This window comes from Nitratireductor sp. J20-h4 (genome assembly GCF_056780505.1).
Genome location: NZ_CM165557.1, coordinates 760,722 through 782,060, shown reverse-complemented (window position 1 = coordinate 782,060; position 21,339 = coordinate 760,722). Strand labels below are relative to the sequence as shown.

At 65.8% G+C, this 21,339-nt stretch carries 23 protein-coding genes; 3 read left to right on the top strand and 20 right to left on the bottom strand.

Annotated features, from left to right (window positions below):
- Positions 1-10: 10 nt before the first annotated feature.
- The 9 genes from ispH to coxB all read right to left on the bottom strand — a co-directional run bounded on the left by ispH (position 11) and on the right by coxB (position 7,775).
- Complete coding sequence (gene ispH / locus ACT2B0_RS03810; RefSeq protein WP_473461656.1) at positions 11-1,012, bottom strand: 4-hydroxy-3-methylbut-2-enyl diphosphate reductase; 1,002 nt, start codon at positions 1,010-1,012, stop codon at positions 11-13.
- 50 nt (positions 1,013-1,062) lie between these two features.
- On the bottom strand, positions 1,063-1,833 hold the full coding sequence (locus tag ACT2B0_RS03805) for an SURF1 family protein (protein ID WP_473461653.1): 771 nt from the start codon (positions 1,831-1,833) through the stop codon (positions 1,063-1,065).
- Positions 1,820-2,209, bottom strand: coding sequence for a DUF983 domain-containing protein (locus ACT2B0_RS03800; protein ID WP_473461651.1), 390 nt, complete (start codon positions 2,207-2,209; stop codon positions 1,820-1,822). Before ACT2B0_RS03800 ends, ACT2B0_RS03805 begins: the two co-directional genes overlap by 14 nt.
- Before the next feature lie 301 nt (positions 2,210-2,510).
- Positions 2,511-3,398 carry a cytochrome c oxidase subunit 3 gene (locus ACT2B0_RS03795; RefSeq protein ID WP_473461649.1) on the bottom strand — a complete coding sequence of 296 codons (888 nt, stop codon included), beginning with the start codon at positions 3,396-3,398 and terminating at the stop codon, positions 2,511-2,513.
- Position 3,399: 1 nt separating this feature from the next.
- Positions 3,400-4,029 carry a cytochrome c oxidase assembly protein gene (locus ACT2B0_RS03790; protein WP_473461646.1) on the bottom strand — a complete coding sequence of 210 codons (630 nt, stop codon included), beginning with the start codon at positions 4,027-4,029 and terminating at the stop codon, positions 3,400-3,402.
- Between the two features lie 5 nt (positions 4,030-4,034).
- Complete coding sequence (locus ACT2B0_RS03785; RefSeq protein WP_473461644.1) at positions 4,035-4,193, bottom strand: hypothetical protein; 159 nt, start codon at positions 4,191-4,193, stop codon at positions 4,035-4,037.
- 1 nt (position 4,194) lies between these two features.
- The gene (locus ACT2B0_RS03780) at positions 4,195-5,139 is read right to left on the bottom strand and encodes a heme o synthase (protein WP_473461643.1); all 945 of its coding nucleotides are present in this window, start codon (positions 5,137-5,139) and stop codon (positions 4,195-4,197) included.
- Between the two features lie 72 nt (positions 5,140-5,211).
- On the bottom strand, positions 5,212-6,864 hold the full coding sequence (gene ctaD / locus ACT2B0_RS03775) for a cytochrome c oxidase subunit I (protein ID WP_473461640.1): 1,653 nt from the start codon (positions 6,862-6,864) through the stop codon (positions 5,212-5,214).
- Positions 6,865-6,902: 38 nt separating this feature from the next.
- Complete coding sequence (coxB, locus tag ACT2B0_RS03770; protein ID WP_473465765.1) at positions 6,903-7,775, bottom strand: cytochrome c oxidase subunit II; 873 nt, start codon at positions 7,773-7,775, stop codon at positions 6,903-6,905.
- Positions 7,776-8,162: 387 nt separating this feature from the next.
- Here coxB and ACT2B0_RS03765 point away from each other — a divergent pair, with 387 nt between their 5' ends.
- Positions 8,163-8,678, top strand: coding sequence for an invasion associated locus B family protein (locus ACT2B0_RS03765; protein WP_106571245.1), 516 nt, complete (start codon positions 8,163-8,165; stop codon positions 8,676-8,678).
- Positions 8,679-8,744: 66 nt separating this feature from the next.
- On the opposite strand, the gene ACT2B0_RS03760 is transcribed toward ACT2B0_RS03765, so the two are convergent.
- Positions 8,745-8,906, bottom strand: coding sequence for a hypothetical protein (locus ACT2B0_RS03760; RefSeq protein WP_473461638.1), 162 nt, complete (start codon positions 8,904-8,906; stop codon positions 8,745-8,747).
- Positions 8,907-9,012: 106 nt separating this feature from the next.
- On the opposite strand from ACT2B0_RS03760, the gene tldD reads away from it, so the two are divergent.
- Positions 9,013-10,416, top strand: coding sequence for a metalloprotease TldD (gene tldD / locus ACT2B0_RS03755; RefSeq protein WP_473465762.1), 1,404 nt, complete (start codon positions 9,013-9,015; stop codon positions 10,414-10,416).
- A 158-nt stretch (positions 10,417-10,574) separates the two neighbouring features.
- On the top strand, positions 10,575-11,294 hold the full coding sequence (locus ACT2B0_RS03750) for an NAD-dependent deacylase (protein WP_473461635.1): 720 nt from the start codon (positions 10,575-10,577) through the stop codon (positions 11,292-11,294).
- Positions 11,295-11,314: 20 nt separating this feature from the next.
- Here ACT2B0_RS03750 and ACT2B0_RS03745 read toward each other — a convergent pair whose 3' ends face one another.
- The 10 genes from ACT2B0_RS03745 to aroC all read right to left on the bottom strand — a co-directional run bounded on the left by ACT2B0_RS03745 (position 11,315) and on the right by aroC (position 21,339).
- On the bottom strand, positions 11,315-12,565 hold the full coding sequence (locus ACT2B0_RS03745) for a class I SAM-dependent RNA methyltransferase (RefSeq protein ID WP_473461633.1): 1,251 nt from the start codon (positions 12,563-12,565) through the stop codon (positions 11,315-11,317).
- Positions 12,562-13,326: a TlyA family RNA methyltransferase gene (locus ACT2B0_RS03740; protein ID WP_473461630.1), complete on the bottom strand. Its 765-nt coding sequence runs from the start codon at positions 13,324-13,326 to the stop codon at positions 12,562-12,564. The genes ACT2B0_RS03745 and ACT2B0_RS03740 overlap by 4 nt, the downstream gene beginning before the upstream one ends.
- Before the next feature lie 59 nt (positions 13,327-13,385).
- Positions 13,386-13,655 (bottom strand): hypothetical protein, encoded by a 270-nt coding sequence (locus tag ACT2B0_RS03735; protein ID WP_473461628.1) that lies wholly within the window; start codon positions 13,653-13,655, stop codon positions 13,386-13,388.
- Positions 13,656-13,768: 113 nt separating this feature from the next.
- Positions 13,769-15,688: a 1-deoxy-D-xylulose-5-phosphate synthase gene (dxs, locus tag ACT2B0_RS03730; RefSeq protein WP_473461626.1), complete on the bottom strand. Its 1,920-nt coding sequence runs from the start codon at positions 15,686-15,688 to the stop codon at positions 13,769-13,771.
- A 78-nt stretch (positions 15,689-15,766) separates the two neighbouring features.
- Entirely contained in the window at positions 15,767-16,687 is a 921-nt protein-coding gene (locus ACT2B0_RS03725; protein ID WP_473461623.1) for a pirin family protein, read from the bottom strand.
- Between the two features lie 91 nt (positions 16,688-16,778).
- Positions 16,779-17,030: an exodeoxyribonuclease VII small subunit gene (locus ACT2B0_RS03720; RefSeq protein WP_473461621.1), complete on the bottom strand. Its 252-nt coding sequence runs from the start codon at positions 17,028-17,030 to the stop codon at positions 16,779-16,781.
- Positions 17,031-17,032: 2 nt separating this feature from the next.
- The gene (locus tag ACT2B0_RS03715) at positions 17,033-17,959 is read right to left on the bottom strand and encodes a histone deacetylase family protein (RefSeq protein WP_473461619.1); all 927 of its coding nucleotides are present in this window, start codon (positions 17,957-17,959) and stop codon (positions 17,033-17,035) included.
- A gap of 76 nt (positions 17,960-18,035) precedes the next feature.
- A complete protein-coding gene (locus ACT2B0_RS03710; RefSeq protein WP_473461616.1) occupies positions 18,036-19,016 on the bottom strand; it encodes a hypothetical protein in 981 nt (326 codons plus the stop codon).
- A gap of 99 nt (positions 19,017-19,115) precedes the next feature.
- Complete coding sequence (gene ribB / locus ACT2B0_RS03705; protein ID WP_473461614.1) at positions 19,116-20,219, bottom strand: 3,4-dihydroxy-2-butanone-4-phosphate synthase; 1,104 nt, start codon at positions 20,217-20,219, stop codon at positions 19,116-19,118.
- Between the two features lie 22 nt (positions 20,220-20,241).
- A complete protein-coding gene (gene aroC, locus ACT2B0_RS03700) occupies positions 20,242-21,339 on the bottom strand; it encodes a chorismate synthase (protein ID WP_473461611.1) in 1,098 nt (365 codons plus the stop codon).

Here is a 21,339-nt window from a genome sequence, read left to right as displayed (position 1 = left end):
CGCGTGCGGCTCAGCCGTTGACGAAGGCCATATCGGCCCGGGTCAGGTCGACGTCGCGCAAGGCACGCATGACGGGGAAGTCCTCCGTCTCGGTGGCGGTTATGGCGAGATCGACCGTGACGTCGAAGCGTTCGCGAAAGGCTTCGATGATCTCGTTGACGATGATCTCGGGCGCCGAGGCCCCCGCCGACAGGCCGAGCGTGCGAATTGGGCCGATCTCGTCCCAGACGATGTCGGCGGCGCGCTGCACGAGAAGCGCGCGCCTGGCACCCGAGCGCTCGGCGACCTCGACGAGCCGGCGTGAATTGGACGAATTCGGCGCGCCGACGATCAGGAAGAGATCGGCGCCGGGCGCGGTTTCCTTGACCGCCTCCTGGCGGTTGGTGGTGGCGTAGCAGATCGATTCGGCGGCCGGCGCCTGCATGGCGGGAAAGCGCTGCTGCAGCGCGCCGATGATGCCGGCCGTGTCGTCGACCGAAAGCGTCGTCTGGGTGACGAACCCGAGTGCTGCCGGATCGGCCGGCGCGAAGCGCGCCACATCCTCCTCGGTCTCGATCAGGCTGACGGCGCCTTCAGGCAACTGGCCCATCGTACCGATGACCTCGGGATGGCCGGCATGGCCGACCAGCACGACATGGCGGCCGAGCCGATGGTGACGGATCGCCTGTTTGTGGACCTTGGACACCAGCGGACAGGTGGCGTCGAGGTAAAACAGCGCCCGCTCGGCGGCATCGCGCGGCACCGATTTCGGCACGCCATGGGCGGAAAACACCACCGGGCAGTCGCGATGCTCGTCCGGAATCTCGTCGATCTCCTCGACGAACACCGCTCCCAGGTTCTGCAGGCCCTCGACCACGTAGCGATTGTGGACAATCTCGTGGCGGACATAGACCGGCGCGCCGTATTTCTTCAGCGCCAGAACGACGATCTGAATGGCACGGTCGACGCCGGCGCAAAAGCCGCGCGGCTGGCACAGGCGGATGGTCAGCGGATGCTTATCGGATTCGGGCATGGATCGATCACCTTCTTGCCGGCGGACATGATGTGCCGCACCCGCGCCTGTCAAGGGCGGGGGGCCCGATCCTCGCGCCTTATGCGCACCAGCCAGACGCCGACGACGCCTGCGAGCGCCGCCGCCAGGCCGAACCAGGTCACGGCATATTGCAGGTGATTGTTGGGCATGCTGATCAGCGTCACGCCGCCCACGGGCAGACCGCCGGGATTGGGACTGTCGTCGGCGTCGACGAAAAACGGCATGATTTCGGTGCCGTCCGGCAGACCGGCGGTGGCCGCCATCGCCTCGATATCCTTCCAGTAGAAGATGTTCTTGCCGGGCTCGTTGTCGGGCAGGATGGAGGACGGTTTTTGCGCCAGCCGATCGCGTGCAAGCCCGGTGATGGTGCGTTCGCCAGCGACCTGCCCCTCGCCGCGCGTGGCGGCCGGCTTGCGGTCGAAGGGGACGAAGCCGCGATTGACGAAGACGGCCGAACCGTCGGCGCGCAGCAGCGGCGTATAGACGAAATAGCCCGAGGCGCCTTTCCAGGTGGCGAAGAAATGGCGCTCGCCGGAATGCAGGAAGGTGCCCGTCACGCTGACCGGCAGATATTCGATCTCCTGGCCGGCCCGATGCGCGGCCACGACGTCGTTGAAAGCGACCGGCGGCCGGTGGATACGCTCCTCGATAGTGGCGAGCAGGCCTTCCTTCCAGGCCAGGCGCTGGACCTGCCAGACGCCGAGCGCGCACAGGATGGCAAACAGGACGAGCGCGGCCAGCACGATTTTCCACGCCGACGGCGTGGAGCGCGCGGGAGACGGCGTCTCAGTCCTCGCCATGGTCGAGCCGGCCTTCCTGGGCCTTGTTGGCGTATTGCAGATTGATCAGCACGCCCTTGAACAGGCGCAACGGCACCAGCGAGCCGACGATGGCAAGCGGGATCCACAACACAAAATGCAGCCATAGCGGCGGTCCGAACGACACTTCGGCCCACAGGGCGAGGCCGACCACCAGAAAACCAATAAACAGCATGACGAAAACCGCCGGTCCGTCGCCGGCATCGGCAAAGTCGAACGGCAGGCCGCAATTGGCGCAACCCTTGTTCACAGTCAGATAGCCGGAAAAAAGCCGCCCCTCGCCGCAGCGCGGACAGCGGCCCTTGAGGCCGGCACCGATCGGCTCGACCGGCGGATACTGCGCCTTGTCCTGGCTCATGGCCTGATCCCGATCGGCATGGCATTGTCCAGCATGGTACGGATTTCATCCATCTGCGCGTCGGCGACGGCGCTGGGGCGGCGGTCCAGTCAGACCGCTTTCGGAACCGGGACACGCGCCCCGACCCGCTCGGCTAGCGCTGTATCACGATCATGCCGCTTGGGTCGACGCCCGCCATTGTCGCAGCCTGCCGGAACCATGCCGGGATAGGGCAGAACGCTCCAGCATCCGGAGCGCGCACAAGCGACAAAAAGGAACGGCCGCCCGAAGGCGGCCGCTGCACAACATGGTCTTGCGCGCGTCAGTGCGCTGCGATCGTGGCGCCCGAAGACGCCCACACATAGATGCAGGCGAACAGGAACAGCCACACCACGTCGACGAAGTGCCAGTACCAGGCAGCAGCCTCGAAGCCGAAATGCTGCTTCGCGGTAAAGTCGCCGCGCATGGCGCGCAACAGGCACACCAGCAGGAAGATCGTGCCGACGAAGACGTGGAAACCATGGAAACCGGTCGCCATGAAGAAGGTCGCGCCATAGATGGAATCGCTGAAGGCGAACGGCGCGTGCACATATTCGTAGACCTGCACGATGGAAAACAGCACGCCGAGCGCAACCGTCAGGGCCAGGCCCCAGACCAGCCCCTTGCGGTCGTCGTGCAGCAGCGCATGGTGCGCCCAGGTGACCGTCGTGCCCGACAAGAGCAGGATGATGGTGTTGTAGAGCGGCAGGTGGAAAGGATCGAGCACCTCGATGCCCTGCGGCGGCCAGACACCGCCGGTATACTCCGCACGCGCGACCTGAGCGGCCTCGTTGGGAAACAGGCTGGCGTCGAAAAACGCCCAGAACCAGGCGACGAAGAACATCACCTCCGAGGCGATGAACATGATCATGCCGTAGCGCAGATGCAGCGACACCACGCGGGTGTGATGGCCTTCATGCGCTTCCTTGATCGTGTCGGACCACCAGGCAATCATCGTGTAGAGCACGACGACGAGCCCGATTGCGAAGATCCAGTATTTGGCGCCGGCCAGGTCCATGCCGAACACAGGCAGCGCGCCGCTGCGCATGCTCTGCATCCAGGCGACGCCGCCTATCGCCATGATCAGCGCGCCCACCGAGCCGATGAACGGCCAGGGGCTCGGGTCGATAATGTGGTAGTCGTGTTGCGGTTTGGCGTGTGCGTCAGCCATGTCAGCCCCCGAGCTTGGTCGTCTCGTTCGTCGTTGCGTCAGTCGCCTTGCCCTTGGGCGAGGCGGCGACGGGTTCGTCCCCGTCAATGGAAAAGAAAGTGTAGGACAGCGTGATGGTCTCCGTCGTCTTCAGTTCCGGAACGTTGACGATTTCCGGATCGATGAAGAAAACGACGGGCATATCCATGGTCTCGCCCGGTTTCAGCTCGGTGTCGGTGAAGCAGAAACACTCGACCTTGTTGAAATAGGCGCCCGCCATCGGCGGCGAGACGTTGAAAGAGGCGCGCCCGCGCGTCGGTGTCTCGAACACGTTGCGGGCTGTATAGGCGATCTGCGCCGTCTCGCCGATCCGGATCTTCACGTCGCGCTGAACCGGCTTGAAATCCCAGGGCAGATCGCTGGCCACGTTGGCGTCGAAGCGGATTGTGATCTCGCGATCGAGAATGGTGTCGGAATATTGCTCGACGCGCTGCGTGGTGCCGCCATAGCCGGTGACCTGGCAGAAAAGCTGATAAAGCGGCACGGCCGCATAGGCCATGCCGATCATGCCGGCGAAAAACGCCAGGCAAGCCACGGCGATGACGCGGTTGGAACGTTCGGTTTTCGCGCTGGTGAGGTGTTTCGCGTTCATCGACGTCACAATGCCCGCTCAAAAATCGCCGGGCCGAACTTGGCGATCGTGGCGAAATAGAAGATCGCCACCATGGCCGCCAGCACCAGGCCGATCGCGATGGAGCGTGCCCGGCGCGCCTTGGCCTGGGCCGGACTGAGGACGAGACCTTTTTTGTCGCTCATGTCAGCCTCCGAGCCCGACGATCCGGCCGGCGACGGTGTCGATGAGGAACGCGGCGAAGATCGCGAACAGATAGACGATCGAGTATGCAAACAGCGCCTTGGCCGGCTTCATGGCGCGATCGTCGTCGGCCATGGTAAACACCCGCCAGGCATGCCACGCAAAGCCCGCGCCGAGCGCGACCGCAAGCACGCCGTAGGCCGCGCTGGCGAACCCGAACGCCCAGGGCGCCGCGCCGACCGGCGCGATGAGCAGCGAATAGACCAGGATCTGGCGACGGGTGGCGGCAGCGCCGGCGACGTTGGGCAACATGGGAACGCCGGCCCGCTCGTAGTCGCCGGACTTGAACAGGGCGAGCGCCCAGAAATGCGGCGGCGTCCACAAAAAGATGATCAAAAACAGGATGACGCTTTCGAGGCTGACGGAGCCCGTCGCGGCGGCCCAGCCGATCATCGGGGGGAAGGCGCCGGCCGCCCCGCCGATAACGATGTTTTGCGGCGTCCAGCGTTTCAGCCACATCGTGTAGACGACGGCGTAGAAGAAAATGGTGAAGGCGAGCAGACCGGCCGCGACCCAATTGACGATCACGCCCAGCGTCATGACCGAGAACGCCGACAGGACGAGCCCGAACGCCAGCGCCTCGCCGGCGGCGATGCGCCCCGACGGCACCGGGCGGTCGGCGGTGCGCGACATCACCACATCGATGTCGGCGTCGTACCACATATTGAGCGCGCCCGAGGCGCCGGCGCCAACCGCGATCGCCAGGATCGCGACCAGGGCGATGAACGGGTTCAAGGTGCCCGGCGCGGCGACCAGACCGACCAGAGCCGTGAAGATGACCAGCGACATGACACGCGGCTTCAACAGCGCGAAATAGTCGCGCGGCGTCGCCTCCGAGAGGCGCACGCCCGCTTCCGTCGCGGAAATGTGGTTGTCGACGATGGCCATGAAGACGCGGTACCGCTTTGTCCCTTTGAGCGAAGCCGCCGGCGAACCGACGGCTTCGTTGTTTGCCTTTGCCTACTTGATCCTCGGCAGCTCTTCCCACTGGTGGAAGGGCGGCGGAGACGGCAGCTGCCATTCCAGCGTCGTGGCGCCCTCGCCCCACGGATTGGCGCCGGCGACGCGCTTCTTGCGGAAGGCTTCGAACACGCCATAGAGGAAGATCACCACGCCGATCGCGGCAATGTAGGAGCCATAGGACGAGACCATGTTCCAGCCCGCGAAGGCGTCGGGATAGTCGATATAACGACGCGGCATGCCGGCCAGGCCGAGGAAGTGCTGCGGGAAGAAGATCAGGTTCACGCCGATGAAGGTGACCCAGAAATGGGTGCGCGCGATCAGCGGCGAGTACATGTAACCCGTCATCTTGGGGAACCAGTAATACCACGCCGCGAAGATCGCGAACACGGCGCCCAGCGACAGCACGTAATGGAAGTGCGCCACGACGTAATAGGTGTCATGCAAGGAGCGATCGAGACCGGCATTGGCGAGCTGGACGCCCGTCACGCCGCCGACGGTAAACAGGAAGATGAAGCCGATCGCCCACAGCATCGGGGTGCGCATGGAGATCGAGCCGCCCCACATGGTGGCGATCCACGAGAAGATCTTTACGCCCGTCGGCACCGCGATCACCATGGTGGCGAACACGAAATAGCGCTGCGTGTCGAGCGACAGGCCGGTCGTGTACATGTGGTGCGCCCAGACGATGAAGCCGACCACGCCGATGGCGACCATGGCGTAGGCCATGCCGAGATAACCGAAGATCGGCTTGCGCGAGAAGGTCGACACGATGTGGCTGACGATACCGAAGCCCGGCAGGATCAGGATGTAGACCTCGGGGTGGCCGAAGAACCAGAACAGATGCTGGAACAGGATCGGGTCGCCGCCGCCTTCCGGCGCGAAGAAGGCGGTGCCGAAATTACGGTCAGTCAGAAGCATGGTGATGCCGCCGGCAAGCACCGGAAGCGACAGCAGCAGCAGGAACGCCGTGATCAGCACCGACCAGGCGAAAAGCGGCATCTTGTGCAGCGTCATGCCCGGCGCGCGCATGTTGAAGATGGTGGTGATGAAGTTGATCGCGCCGAGAATCGACGACGCGCCGGCGATGTGCAGCGACAGGATGACGAGATCCATCGCCGGACCGGGCTGACCCGAGGTCGACAGCGGCGGGTAGACCGTCCAGCCGCCACCGGCGCCGAGAGCGCCGGCGGGACCGGGCACGAACATCGACAGCAGCAGAAGAATGAAAGCAGGCGGCAGCAGCCAGAACGAGATGTTGTTCATGCGCGGGAACGCCATGTCCGGCGCACCGATCATGATCGGCACCATCCAGTTGGCGAAACCGCCGATCAGCGCGGGCATGACCATGAAGAAGATCATGATCAGGCCGTGGCCGGTCGTGAACACGTTGTACATGTGCTTGCCGGCATCGACGGCTGCGTCGCCCTCCACGCCGTAGACCATGGCGGCGAGCCCGTGGAAGATCTGGATGCCCGGCTCGGCAAGCTCCCAGCGCATCATCACCGACAGGAAGCCGCCGATGATGCCGGCACAGATCGCGAAGATCAGATAGAGCGTGCCGATGTCCTTGTGATTGGTGGAATAGACCCACCGCGTCCAGCCATAGGGCTTGTGGTCGTGGTCCGCATCGTGAGCTGCAGCGCCTGCCATGTTACGCTCCGTTTCCCTTATTCTGACCGTTCGCGGCGTTACTCGCCGGCGGCCGCAACCTTGGTCTGCGCATCGGTCGCCGCCATCAGCGCCTTGTTGGCGCCGGCGAGATCCGAGCGCGCGGCGGCGAGCCAGGTGTCGTACTGATCGGCCGACACCACCCGAATGGCGATCGGCATGAAAGCATGATCCTTGCCGCAAAGCTCGGAGCACTGCCCGTAATAGATGCCTTCCTTCTTGGCCTTGAACCAGATCTCGTTGATCCGGCCCGGAACGGCATCGGTCTTGACGCCGAAGGCCGGCACGGCGAAGGCGTGAATGACGTCGCTGGCCGTCACCAGAATGCGAACCGTGGTGTCGACGGGCACAACCACCTCGTTGTCGACGGCCAACAGGCGCGGATAGGTCTCACGATCCTCCTTGCCGAGCCCGGCGCGACCGTCCTCGGCCAGCATCAGCGAGGAAAAGGAAAGCGGCTCCTCCCCGGTCTGATATTCATAATCCCAATACCACTGAACGCCGGTCGCCTTGATGGTGATGGCGGGATCCTCCGGCGGTGAATACTGCGCCGACAGGAGTTGGAAGGACGGCACCGCCAAAAACAGCAGCACCACGACCGGACCGATCGTCCAGATGACCTCGATCAGCGTGTTGTGGCTGGTGCGCGACGGGTTCGGATTGGCGCTGGCGCGGTACCTCACCATCACCCAGCCAAGCAACAGCATGACAAGCACGGTGATCGGCAGAATGAACCACAGCGAATAAATCTCGAACCAGGTGGTCTGCTCCATGATGGAGGTGGCCGCCGGCTGAAAACGCGTCTGCCAGGGGGTCGGCTGCGCGGCAAGAGCGGGGGCGGCTGCCATACAGGCCGCCAAGCCGGACAGGATCGCCAAGGGCTTTCTTATCACGCTCATCTTCTCCTCGATCGGAATGCGCAGCCTATGCTCCGGTGCGCGCAAGTCTGCCAGGTCAGAGACCCAGCCATGATGTCGGCCGTTAAAACCATACTCTCCCGACATCTGCAAGGAAGCCCGCCCCGCCATCCATGCGGCATTTTTGCGCGAGCGGCAAATTGGCGCCGCGCAGGCTGGCGGACAGGGACCGCGACCGCGGTCGCTTCGGCGTTACGCTGCCGCACGGACGGCGCGACGCGGGCGATCGCGCCGGCTCAGGTCGCATTTCCGGCGGATTTCGAAGGCAAGTGGTCCGGCGAATCATCGCTTGACGGCCGCAAAGCCCCGCTTTGAATGGCGCCGGGCGCACGATAGATTCAGCTGATTCGCCATGGAGCCCTCATGCTGACCTTACCCGCACGTCTTTTCGCCGCCGCCGCCGTGATGGCCGCCAGCATGATGTTCCTGCCGGAGGCCTACGCCCAGCAGGGCGGCTCGGTGCGCTCGACCCATGGCGCGTGGTCGATCATCTGCGACGTGCCGGCCGGGGCGACCGGCGAGCAATGCGTGCTGATGCAGAATGTCGTGGCCGAGGACCGGCCCGAAGTCGGACTTTCGGTGGTGGTGCTGAAGACGGCCGACAACAAGGCCGAGATCCTGCGCGTGCTCGCCCCGCTCGGCGTGCTGCTGCCCAACGGGCTCGGTCTCAATGTCGACGGCAAGGATATCGGCCGCGCCTATTTCGTGCGCTGTTTCCAGGACGGCTGTTATGCCGAGGTGATCCTGGAAGACCAATTGCTCGACACGTTCAAATCCGGCACCGCGGCCACCTTCATCGTCTTCCAGACGCCGGAAGAAGGCATCGGCATTCCGGTCGATCTGTCCGGCTTCTCGGAAGGGTTCGACGCACTGCCCTGAACCGTCGCGAGCGCGGTCTCCGCGGTCTGCCCGTAATGGAAGCGGACGCGCGCGGCGATACGCGCTTCAGCGGCGCAGGCCGAAATGAATACCAAGGCCGCCGGCCATGCCGAGTCCCGCGCCGGCCAGCATGTAGTCGCTTCCGAACGGCGATCCGGCCGCCAGCCCAGCCAGGGCGCCGGCCAAGACCCAAAACAGCAGGTTTCTTACGCTCGCGCCCTTGCGCATTCTCGCCCTCCTCACAGGCTCGTGGGTGAAAGCCTTGCCCGCATTCTCTATATAGGCGAGGAAGCCGAAACAAACCCACCCAGGGAGCCTGTGCGTGTCCGCCCCATTGCTGGAAAAATTCGATATCCCCGAAACGGCGGTCAAGCGCCTGGTCGCCAACGCCATCCAGGGCGCCGACGACGGCGAGCTGTTTGTGGAATATTCCGAAAACGAGGCGCTGGTCTTCGACAACGGCCGGCTGAAAACGGCCAGTTTCAATCAGGATCAGGGGTTCGGCTTGCGCGCGGTGGCCGGCGAAGCGACCGGCTACGCCCATTCGAGCGAGTTTTCCGAAAACGCGCTGTTGCGCGCGGTCGACGCGGTCTCGGCGGTCAAGGCCGGCTATTCGGGCCGGCTCGCCGCCCCGCCGACGGGCACCAACAGGCGGCTTTACGGCGACGAGAACCCGATCGCCGCGCCCGGCTTCGGCGAGAAAGCAAGGCTGCTGCAGGAAATCGACGCGTGGCTGCGGGCAAAGGACCCGCGTGTGCGCCAGGTCACCGCGTCGCTTGCCGCCTCGTGGCAGACGGTGGAGATCGTGCGCGCGGACGGGCATTTCGTGCGCGACGTCCGGCCGCTGGTGCGGCTGAACGTGGCCGTGGTGGTCGGCGACGGCGACCGCCAGGAAAGCGGCTCGCACGGCATGGGCGGGCGCAAGGGTTTCGGCGATTTCGTGGCCGAGACGTCGTGGAAACACGCCGCAGACGAGGCGTTGCGCCAGGCGCTGGTCAATCTTGAGGCAAAACCGGCGCCGGCCGGCACGTTCGACATCGTGCTGGGCGCGGGCTGGCCGGGCGTCATGCTGCACGAGGCGGTCGGCCATGGGCTGGAAGGCGACTTCAACCGCAAGAAGACCTCCGCCTTTGCCGGTCTGATGGGCCAGCAGGTGGCCGCCCGGGGCGTGACCGTGGTCGATGACGGCACGATCGCGGAACGTCGCGGCTCGATGACCATCGACGACGAGGGCACGCCGAGCGGCCGCAACGTGCTGATCGAGGACGGCAAGCTGGTCGGCTACATGCAGGACAGGCAGAATGCCCGGCTGATGGGGGTTGCGGCGACCGGCAATGGCCGGCGCGAATCCTACGCGCAGGAGCCGATGCCGCGCATGACCAACACGTTCATGCTCGGCGGCGACGCAGAACCGGCCGAAATCATCGCCTCGGTCAAGGACGGCGTCTACGCCGTGTCGTTCGGCGGCGGCCAGGTCGACATCACTTCCGGCAAGTTCGTGTTTGGCTGCACCGAGGCCTACCGGATCGAAAACGGCAGGGTGACCCACCCGATCAAGGGCGCGATGCTGATCGGCAACGGGCCGGACGCGATGCACCGGGTGACGATGGTCGGCAACGACATGAAGCTCGACACCGGCATCGGCATGTGCGGCAAGGCCGGCCAGGGCGTGCCGGTCGGCGTCGGCCAGCCGCATTTGAGAATGAACCAGATGACGGTCGGCGGCACGCAGACGTAAACGGCTGGGCGCGGGTTCCATGACCTTGGGTCGCCCTGTCTCTCACGTACACACCACAACGTTTCTTGTCTGACCAGAATGGGCAAAGCTGATCGACAAAGACGGTTGTGCCTCATCCTTGAGACACAAACCGGCTTTTCTCTCAATGGAAACCCAAAGTGATAGACAAAATCGTTCCGCCCAAGGCCGTCGTCATCCTCACCGGGGCCGGAATTTCGGCCGAATCGGGCATCGACACGTTTCGCGACGAGGGCGGGATCTGGTCGAAGGTCGACTATCGCGACGTCGCCACGCCGCAGGGTTTCGCGCGCGATGCCGAGCTGGTGCAGGATTTCTACAATCAGCGCCGACGCGGCCTGGCCGGAGTCGAGCCGAACGCCGCCCATTTCGCGCTCGCCGAACTCGAACGGGGGCCTTTCGACGACTTCCTGCTGGTAACCCAGAATATCGACGATCTGCACGAACGGGCCGGCTCGCGCGCGCTCGTCCATATGCACGGCGAACTGGGCAGCGCGCTGTGCACCAATTGCGGCCGGCGCCATCGATGGCGCGCGGACCTGTCGCGGACAACGCCCTGCCCGTCCTGCGCCACGGCCGGCTTCCTGCGGCCGGACGTGGTCTGGTTCGGCGAGATGCCCTACTGGATGGAGCGGATCGAGGCCGCGCTCGCGCGCTGCGACCTGTTCGTGTCGATCGGCACCAGCGGCAATGTCTATCCCGCGGCCGGTTTCGTCGACATCGCCGGCGCGGCCGGCGCGCACACGGTGGAACTCAATCTCGAACCGTCGCAGGGCGCCACGCAATTTGCCGAGAGCCGGCATGGCAGGGCGACCCAAATCGTGCCCGATTACGTGCGCGGGCTGCTTGCCGGCCGCTGAAACGCCCGCCGGCAGCTGGATCAGCGCCGCTTCTTGACGGGCTTTTCCAAGAGCGCCACCGCCTCGACATGGGCCGACCACAGGAACTGGTCGAAAGGCGCGGCCTCGACCACGCTGTAGCCGCCATCGACCAGAATGCGCAGATCGCGCGCCAGCGTGGCCGGATTGCACGACACCGCGGCAATACGCGGCACGTCGCTGATCGCGAGCTGGCGCGCCTGCGCCTCCGCGCCCGCCCGCGGCGGATCGAACACCACAGCGTCGAAGCCGTTGAGTTCCTTGGTCATCAGCGGCCGGCGAAACAGGTCGCGCTTCTCCGTGGTGATCCGCTTGAGACCATCGGCGTGGCGAAAGCCCCGGTCGAGCGCGGCGAGCGCGGCCGCGTCGTTCTCCACGGCCAGGATCTCGGCTCGTTCGGCCAGCCTGAGCGCGAAGGTGCCGACACCGCAGAAAAGATCGGCGATGCGCCTTACCCTGCCCTTTCCGAGATGGGACACGACCCTTGCCGCGATCGCTGCCTCGATTGCGGGGACGGCCTGCAGAAAACCGCCAACGGGCGGGTTGACCACGGCCCGGCCGATGGTGATCTGCGGCGGACGCGGCGCGATCAGCACCTCGCCGTCGAGAGAGAGCCTGGCGATCCTCTGGCGCATGGCGAAGTCGGCGGCGGCCCGGCGCGCCTTTTCGCCGGTCTTGCCGGCACCGGAAACCGCGACGTCGAGCCCGCTTTCGGTGTCGCTGACGGCAACGCGAAAGGCCTTGTCGGTGGCGCAGACCAGGGCCGCCAGCTCACGCAGCACGGGGAGCGAGGCGGGAATGCGCGGTACGAGGATCGGGCATTCATCAACGGATACGAGATGGTGCGTGGCAGCGCGGTTGTAGCCGAAGAGCAGTTCCTGCGCGGTCCTGCGGACCGAAAACACCGCCCGCCTTCGCCCGCCCGGTTCGCAGGCAACCGTCTCGCCGACCTCGACGTCGAGCCCCCTGCTGGCGAGCGCTGCGACCAGCTTGTCGCGCTTCCAGGCGAGATAGGCCGGCGCGTCGAGATGCTGCAGCGCGCAGCCGCCGCATTCGCCGAAATGCCGGCATGCCGGTTCCACGCGCGCGGCCGAAGGCTCCACGACCGCGATCAGCGTGCCGCGGTCTCCCTCGACGGCCACGGTCGCCAGTTCGCCCGGCAGCGCAAACGGCACGTAGACCGCTCCGGCCTCGGTGTCCGCAACGCCGTCGCCCTGGGCGCCGAGCCTGTCGATACGCAGCCTGGTCGTCATCGGTCCTTGATCCCCGCCAGCAAATATTCCCGGTTGCCGTCTCCGCCCGCGATCGGCGAGGGCATTGTTCCAAGCCCGCGCCAGCCGGGCCGGCTTTCGAGCCATGCCGCCATGTCCTCGGCGATACGTTCGCCCAGGGCCGGATCGCGCAGGATGCCGCCCTTGCCGATCGCCGCGCGACCGGCCTCGAATTGCGGTTTGACCAGAAATGCCGCACCAGCGCCCTCCCCGGCCAGGTCGAGTGCGGCCGGCAGCGCCAGTTTCAGCGAAATGAAGGAGACGTCGGATACGATGAAACGCACCGATCGCCCATCCAGGTGCGACGGCGCGAGATCGCGCGCGTTGAGACCTTCGAGATTGGTGACGCGCGGGTCGGCGGCCAGATCCGCGTCGAGCTGGCCATGTCCGACATCGACGGCGTAGACGTGCTGCGCCCCGCGCTCGAGCAGGACCTGGGTGAACCCCCCGGTCGAGGCACCGATGTCGAGCGCAACCGCACCGGCGGGATCGAGACCGAACCGGTCGAGGGACGCGACGAGCTTGAGCGCGGCGCGCGACACATAGGCCCGCGCCGGATCGTCGACCACGAGGGCGGCATCGCGGGCGATGCGACTGCCCGGTTTCGTCTGCGGCCGGCCGTCGACCAGCACCGTTCCGCGCAAGACGGCATCGCGCGCCCGCGAGCGGGACGCGAAGAAACCGCGTGTTACGAGAAGATCGTCGAGGCGCGCCTTGTGCGAACCGGCCTGGTTTTCCGTCATGATCCTGTTTGACGAAAGCCGGCGCGCCACGCAAGCCGGCCCGCGCGAGCGGGCATGCGTCAGTTGGTATCGCTGGAAAGCGGCGCCACGTCGCGCGCCCGCGCCAGACCTTGATTCCAGAAGCTGGAGCCAGGCGCCGCCGAGGCGACGGTCTTGACCTCGCCGACAAAGTCCGGCGCGTGGCCCGGCGCGAAGCTGCCGCGAATCTCACCGATCCTCTCGGCTACGATCCGCGCCGCCGCCGCGTCGATGCTGCGGTCGATCTTCTGGTCCGCCATGGCGGGCGCGGGCAATGCCAGCCCCGCCAGCACGATTGTCAATCTGATCATTGTGATGCTCCCTGTCCCAGGAGCGTGATTAGCACACAGGGCCTAAGATTCGGCCAAGGGACAGGGTAACCAGCTTACGAAAAACCAGCGTAAACAGGATGTTACGATTGGCCTTAAGCGCGGACGGCGCGAGCCTGCGCGCCGAGCGCGGCAAACACCGTGGCGACGATCCCGGCCCGGTCGAGCCCGGCCCATTCATACATGCGCTCGGGCTTGGCCTGGTCGGTGAATGCGTCGGGCAGGACCAACGGGCGCACCTTGAGGCCGTTTTCCAGCAGACCTTCATGGGCGAGGAAGTGCAGCACATGACTGCCGAAACCGCCGATCGCGCCTTCCTCGACCGTGACCAGAACCTCGTGTTCGCGGGCAAGGCGCGTGATCAACTCGCGGTCGAGCGGCTTGGCGAAACGGGCGTCGGCGACCGTCGTCGACAGGCCGGCGGCATCGAGTTCCTCGGCGGCGGCAAGGCAGTCCTGCAACCGGGTGCCGAGCGACAGCAGCGCCACCTTGGTGCCTTCGCGCAGGACCCGTCCCCTGCCGATGGCCAGCACCGCGCCGCGTTCGGGCATGTCGACGCCGACGCCGTTGCCGCGCGGATAACGGAAGGCGATCGGGCCCTGGTCGTAATCGACGGCGGTGCGCACCATATGGCGCAACTCGGCCTCGTCGGCCGCCGCCATCACCACGAAGCCCGGCAAGGTGGCGAGATAGGCGACGTCGAACGCGCCGCAATGGGTGGCGCCGTCGGCGCCGACATAACCTGCCCGGTCGATCGGAAAGCGCACCGGCAGGCCCTGGATGGCGATGTCGTGCACGACCTGATCGTAGGCGCGCTGCAAAAAGGTCGAATAGATCGCGGCGAAGGGTTTGTAGCCTTCGCTGGCAAGCCCGCCGGCGAAGGTGACGGCGTGCTGTTCGGCGATGCCGACGTCGAACATGCGCTCGGGAAACGCCTCGCCGAACAGATCGAGCCCGGTACCGCTCGGCATCGCCGCGGTGATGCCGACGACCCGCTCGTCCTCGCGCGCTTCCTGGATCAGGCTCTGAGCGAACACCTTGGTGTAGGACGGCGCATTGGCGGCCGGCTTGGCCTGGGCGCCGGTGATGACGTCGAACTTGTTGACGCCGTGATATTTGTCGCTCGCGGCCTCGGCCGGCGCGTAGCCCTTGCCCTTTTGGGTCACGACATGGATCAGGACCGGGCCGTCGCCGTGGTCGCGCACGTTTTTCAGCACCGGGATCAGGTGTTCGAGATTGTGCCCGTCGATCGGACCGATGTGAAAAAAGCCGAGTTCCTCAAACAGCGTGCCGCCCGTGACGTAGCCACGCGCGTGCTCGACGGCGCGGGTGATCGCCTTGTCGGCGGTCTTGCCCAGATAGGAGGTGAGCTTCTTGCCGATGTCGCGAATGCCCTGATAGGTGCGACCGGAGGCCAAGCGCGCCAGATAGGCGCTCATCGCACCCGAGGGCGGGGCGATCGACATGTCGTTGTCGTTGAGGATGACGATCAGCCGCGCGTCGAGCGCGCCGGCGTTGTTGAGCGCCTCATAAGCCATCCCGGCCGACATCGCGCCGTCGCCGATCACCGCGATGACATTGTTGTCGCCGCCTTTCAGATCGCGTGCGACCGCCATGCCGAGCCCGGCCGAGATCGAGGTCGAGGAATGCGCGGCGCCGAACGGGTCGTATTCGCTTTCGGCGCGTTTGGTGAAACCGGACAGGCCGCCTTCCTGGCGCAGCGTGCGGATACGCTCGCGGCGGCCGGTCAGGATCTTGTGCGGATAGGCCTGGTGGCCGACATCCCAGATCACGCGATCGCCAGGCGTGTCGAACACATAGTGGATGGCAATCGTCAGCTCGACCACGCCCAGTCCCGCGCCAAGATGACCGCCGGTCTGCGACACGGCATCGACGAGTTCGGTGCGTAGCTCCTCGGCAAGCTGCGGCAGCTTGCTCTCGGGCAGTTTTTTCAGATCGGCGGGCGTGCGGGCCTGATCCAGAAGGGGCGTTTGCGGAGGCGGGTTCGCGGCCATGGCTTTGTTTTCTTTTAAAGGCTTTAACGGACATAGGCGCTCGGGCGGTGAAAGTAAACGCGCTGAAACAACGCGGGCTCATGTGCCCGGCAATGGAATGAACTCCTCCTCGTCGCCCGGCACGATGTCGAAACGGCCGGAGCGCCACTCCTGCTTGGCCTGTTCGATACGCTCCTTGGAGGAGGAGACGAAGTTCCACCAGATATGGCGCGGCGAACCCAGCGATGCGCCACCGAACAGCATGAAATGCGCGCCCCTTTCCGACGACACGACGATCTCGTCGCCAGGCCGCAGCACCAGCAGCCGGTCGGCGGCAAAGACGTCGCCGGAGACGGTCACCTCGCCGTCGAGCACGTAGATCGCCCGTTCCTCGGCCTCGGCGGGAATGCGCACGCGCGCGCCGGCGGCGAGCCGCAGATCGGCGTAAAGCGTGTCGGAGGCCGTGCGCACCGGCGAGGACAGGCCGTCGAAGCCGCCGATGATGATACGGCCGGCGAGCCCCTCGGCGTCGATCACCGGCAGGTCGGCCTTCGGCGTGTTTTCAAACATCGGCGCGATCTCCTCGCGATCCTCGGGCAGGGCAAGCCAGGTCTGCAGGCCCGATATGGCGTTGTCGCGGCCGCGGGTTTCCTGCGGCGTGCGCTCGGAATGGACAATGCCGCGGCCGGCCGTCATCAAGTTCACGTCGCCGGGTTCGATCACCATCTCGGTGCCGAGCGAATCGCGGTGGCGAATGGAGCCGTCGAACAGATAGGTCACCGTCGCCAGCCCGATATGGGGATGCGGCCTGACGTCGAGCGCCTGGCCGGCGCGCAGGATCGCCGGGCCCATGCGGTCGAAGAAGATGAACGGGCCGACCAGCCGCCGGCGCGCGGTCGGCAGGGCGCGGCGAACCTCGAAGCCGCCGATGTCGCGGGCGTTCGGCACGACCATCAGTTCGACCGCGTCGCAGCCGGACGCATCACCGGGACGGGGATCGTTTCCGGGAAAGAAGCTCATGGGGCCTCGCGCGGCTCTGAAAAAGCAATCATAGACCCGCGTTCACCGGGCGAAAAGACCGGCGAGACCTGCCGGTCGAGGCCCGGCGCGTTCAGTCCGGGTCGAGCGGCTCGGTGCCTTCCGGCTTGCCCTCGCGCGACAGGCGGATCTTCTCCACCTTGGTCTCCGCGGCCTTCAGGAGTTGGTCGCAATGGCGCTTCAGCGCCTCGCCGCGCTCGTAGATCGCGATCGACTGTTCCAGCGGAACGTCGCCCTTTTCGAGGTCGTCGACAATGCGTTCGAGAGCCGCCAGCGCGTCCTCGAAGCTCATCGCCTTGATGTCCTCGTTCGGCTTGTCCGCCATCGTCATCCCTTCATCATGCGCCGAATGTGAGTCGCGGCCGAGACGGCCAGCCCCTCGAGGTCGTAGCCGCCTTCCAGGAGACTGACAAGCCGGTCGTCGCAGAACCGGCCGGCCCGCTCCATGAGTTCGCCGGTCGCCCAGTCGAAATCGTCCTCGGTCAGGTTGATCTCGGCCAGCGGATCGCGGTGATGGGCATCGAAACCGGCCGAGACAATGATCAGATCGGGCGCGAAATCGTCGAGCGATTTGAGGACCCGCGTGCGGAACGCCTCGCGAAAGGCGGCACTGCCGTCGCCGGGCGAAAGCGGCGCGTTGACGATATTTCCCGCGCCGGTCTCGTGCTTGGCGCCCGTGCCGGGGAAAAGCGGCATCTGGTGGGTCGAGCAATAAAGCACCGACGCGTCGTCCCAGAAAATGTCCTGGGTGCCGTTGCCGTGATGGACATCCCAGTCGATCACCGCGACACGCTCGGCGCCGTGCTTACGCTGGGCATGGCGGGCGGCGATCGCGGCGTTGTTGAACAGGCAAAACCCCATCGCCCGGTCCTTCTCGGCGTGATGGCCGGGGGGACGGGCGGCGACGAAGACATTGTCGGCACGGCCTTCGAAAACGTCGTCGACGGCTGCGTTGGCAGCGCCAATCGCGGTGAGTGCTGCCTGCCAGCTCTTCGGGCTAACGGCGGTGTCTGCGTCCACCCGCGCGATCCCCTCTTCGGGAATGGCGGCATGGATCCTGTCCAGATGCGTCCGCGGATGGGCATAAAGGATGGTGTCGGGGTCGCCCTCGGGCGCCTCGACCCGCTCCAGCCCGGCAAAGACTTCATGCTCGAGCGCCTTTTCAATGGCGCGCAGCCGATCCGGGCGCTCGGGATGGCCCGCCGGCATCAGATGCTCAAGATAGATCGGGTGGGTGTACAGGCGCAGCGTCATGATTTCAGCCTAAATCACAACGCCGCGATCGGCCACCGCCAAGCGCGGTTTTCCGGTTGGCCGCGCACAGGCCATTTCAGGCCTGCCCGGCATCGGCGGCCGGCGCGCCGCCGAACGCGCCCCTGGCCTTGTCGACGAGTTCGCGGAAATGACGCGACGCACCAGCCAGGCGCTGGTCCCACTCCGGGTTGGGGACCTGCCCCTCGATGGTGCGGAAATAGACCGCCATCAGCGCGGCGATCGCGAACGGCTCGATCAGCGCCGCCTTGAGCGCAAGCGCGAACACGATGGCGAGCACGAACGACCAGCCGGCGAGCTGGCCGGGCATGGCGTAAAGAATGGCGGCGGCCGGCGCCAGCATAACGAGGAAAATGACGAAGGTCAGCAGCCACATGAACACGGCCAGCCAGAGGGCGTTCTTGATCATTGTGGTGGCGTTCTGGGCGTAGAGCACGACGCCGTGGCGGGCGCTGTCGTAGGGATTGCGGCTGTCGATGCGGATATTGTAGCCGAGTATGATCTCGTCGACATAGGTCAGCGACAGGCGGATGACGGTGTTGACGAAACGCGCCAGCCCCTGCAGGCCCGGGATCGGCAGGAACGCCGCAATACCGCCAATCAGGCCGGTAACGACACGGATCGCACCCTTGACGAGCTGGTCGAGAACAAACAGCGCGTTGGCCTCTGCAAAGCGGTCGGTGACGATCTCGCGGGCATAGGCGACCTGGCCCTTGCCGTCCGGCACCGGCTGGCCGTCGATGAGGCGCACCATCACCGCGATATGACCGGCCTTGACGACATAAAGAATATATTCGCGCATCCAGTAGAGCACGACCGACACCAGCGCGAAGCCCACCGCCCCGCCCCAGAAGGCGACCGTTGCCGGTCCCTCGGCGCCGCCGAAAACATGTCCGACACCGAAGCCGACACCGGCGCCCGTGCCGGTCGCCGCCACATAAGCGACCGTGATGGAGAAATAGACCAGCAGGCGCACGACGATGAAAGGCCAGGTTCTGGCGAGGATCGCGAGCGTGCGCCCGATGTCAAAATCCCACATTTCCCGCTCCGATTCGTTCAATCCGCGCGACGCTACACAGTCGCTCGCGCTAATGAAACCATTGCGAGACGAAGGACGCGCCGCCGCCGGGGGCGGGACCTAACGTTCCAATATGCTGGTGCGTGCGATGCGGATGCCGAACCCTTCGAGCCCGACATAATGGCGCTCGCGCGAGGCCAGCAGGTCGATCGAGGAAATGCCGAGATCGCGCAGGATCTGGGCGCCGAGGCCGATCTCGCGCCATTCGCTCTCACGCAGGCGCGCCTCGGCGTGATCTTCGCTGCCCTCTCCCGGACGGATGCGGGCCTGATGCGCGACGCCGACCGACCCCTCGCGCAGATAGACGACGACGCCGCGCTGCTTGTCGCTCATCACCGCCATGGCGCGCACCAGGCTGTCGCCGGTTCCGAACACGTCGGCAACCACGTCTTCGGAGTGAAGCCGCACCGGCACCTCGTCGCCGTCGCGGATATCGCCGAAGACGATCGCCAGATGATGCATCGGCTCCCAGGGCAGCGCATAGACATGCGCCATCGCCTTACCCACCGGCGTTTCGATCTCGAAACAGTCGATGCGCTGGACCAGCGTTTCCTGCCGCTGGCGGTAGGCGATCAGGTCGGCGACCGAAACCTGCTTCAGCCCGTGCCGGTCGGCGAACGAAGAGACTTGCGGGCCGCGCATTACCGAACCGTCGTCGTTGACCAATTCGCAGATGACGCCGACCGGCGGCAGACCGGCAAGCTTGCACAGATCGACCGCGGCCTCGGTATGCCCGGAGCGCATCAGGACACCGCCCTCGCGCGCGACCAGCGGAAAGATGTGGCCGGGACGGACGAAATCGGCGGCGCCGGAATTGGGATTGGCCAGGTTGCGCACCGTGACCGTGCGGTCGTCGGCGGAAATGCCGGTGGTGGTGCCGTGCTTGTAGTCGACGGAGACGGTGAAAGCGGTGCTGTGTGGGGCGTCGTTGTCGGCGACCATCGGGGCCAGGTTCAACCGGCGCGCCTCGTCGCGGGTCATCGGCGCGCAGACGATGCCTGAGGTGTGACGCACGATGAATGCCATCTTCTCCGGCGTGCAATGGGTGGCCGAGACGATCAGGTCGCCTTCGTTCTCGCGCCCGTCATCGTCCATGACGACGACGATCTCGCCGCGCTCGAACGCGCGCAGGGCTTCGACGGTCTTTTTCTGGTCGTAGGGCATAAGGCTCCGGCTTTTGAAATGCTCAGCCGCCAATCTGGCCGCGATGACGAAGATAATGATCGGCGATCACACAGGCCAGCATCGCCTCGCCGATCGGCACGGCGCGAATGCCGACGCAGGGATCGTGACGCCCCTTGGTGACCACATCGACGTCGCGGCCCTCAAGATCCACCGAACGGCGCGGCGTCAGAATGGAGGATGTCGGCTTGACGGCAAAACGCGCCACCACCGGCTCGCCGGTGGAAATGCCGCCCAGAACCCCGCCGGCGTGATTGCTCAGGAAGCGCGGCCGGCCGTCATTGCCCATGCGCATCTCGTCGGCGTTTTCCTCGCCGGTCAGGCCGGCGGCCGCGAAACCGTTGCCGATCTCGACGCCCTTGACGGCGTTGATCGACATCATCGCCGAAGCGATATCCTGATCGAGCTTGGCATAGATCGGCGCGCCGAGCCCGGCCGGCACACCCTCGGCGACGATTTCGACCACGGCGCCGACCGAAGAGCCCGCCTTGCGAACGGCGTCGAGATAATCGCTGAACACCGCCACCGACGCCGGGTCGGGGGTGAAGAAGGGATTGTCGTCATGGTCGACGAAATCCCAGTCCCAGTTCTCGCGCTCGATGCGCTTTTCGCCCATCGCCACCAGCGCGCCGCGCACGACAAGGCCCGGAACGACCTTGCGGGCGATCGCGCCCGCGGCCACGCGCGCGGCCGTCTCGCGGGCGGACGAGCGCCCACCGCCGCGGTGGTCGCGCAGCCCGTATTTGACGAAATAGCTGTAATCGGCGTGGCCGGGGCGGAACTGGCGCGCGATCTCGCCGTAATCCTTCGAGCGCTGATCGACGTTTTCGATCATCAGCGAGATCGGGGTGCCGGTGGTCGTCAGCGTCTCGCCGTCGTCGTCCGGCACGACACCGGACAGCACCTTGACCTGGTCGGGCTCGCGCCGCTGCGTGACGAAGCGCGACTTGCCCGGCCGACGCCGATCGAGCTCGCGCTGGATGTCGGCCGGCGTGAACGCAATCCCGGGCGGGCAGCCGTCGATCACGCAACCGAGCGCCGCTCCGTGGCTTTCACCCCAGGTGGTGACGCGGAAAAGATGTCCGAAAGTGTTGTGCGACAT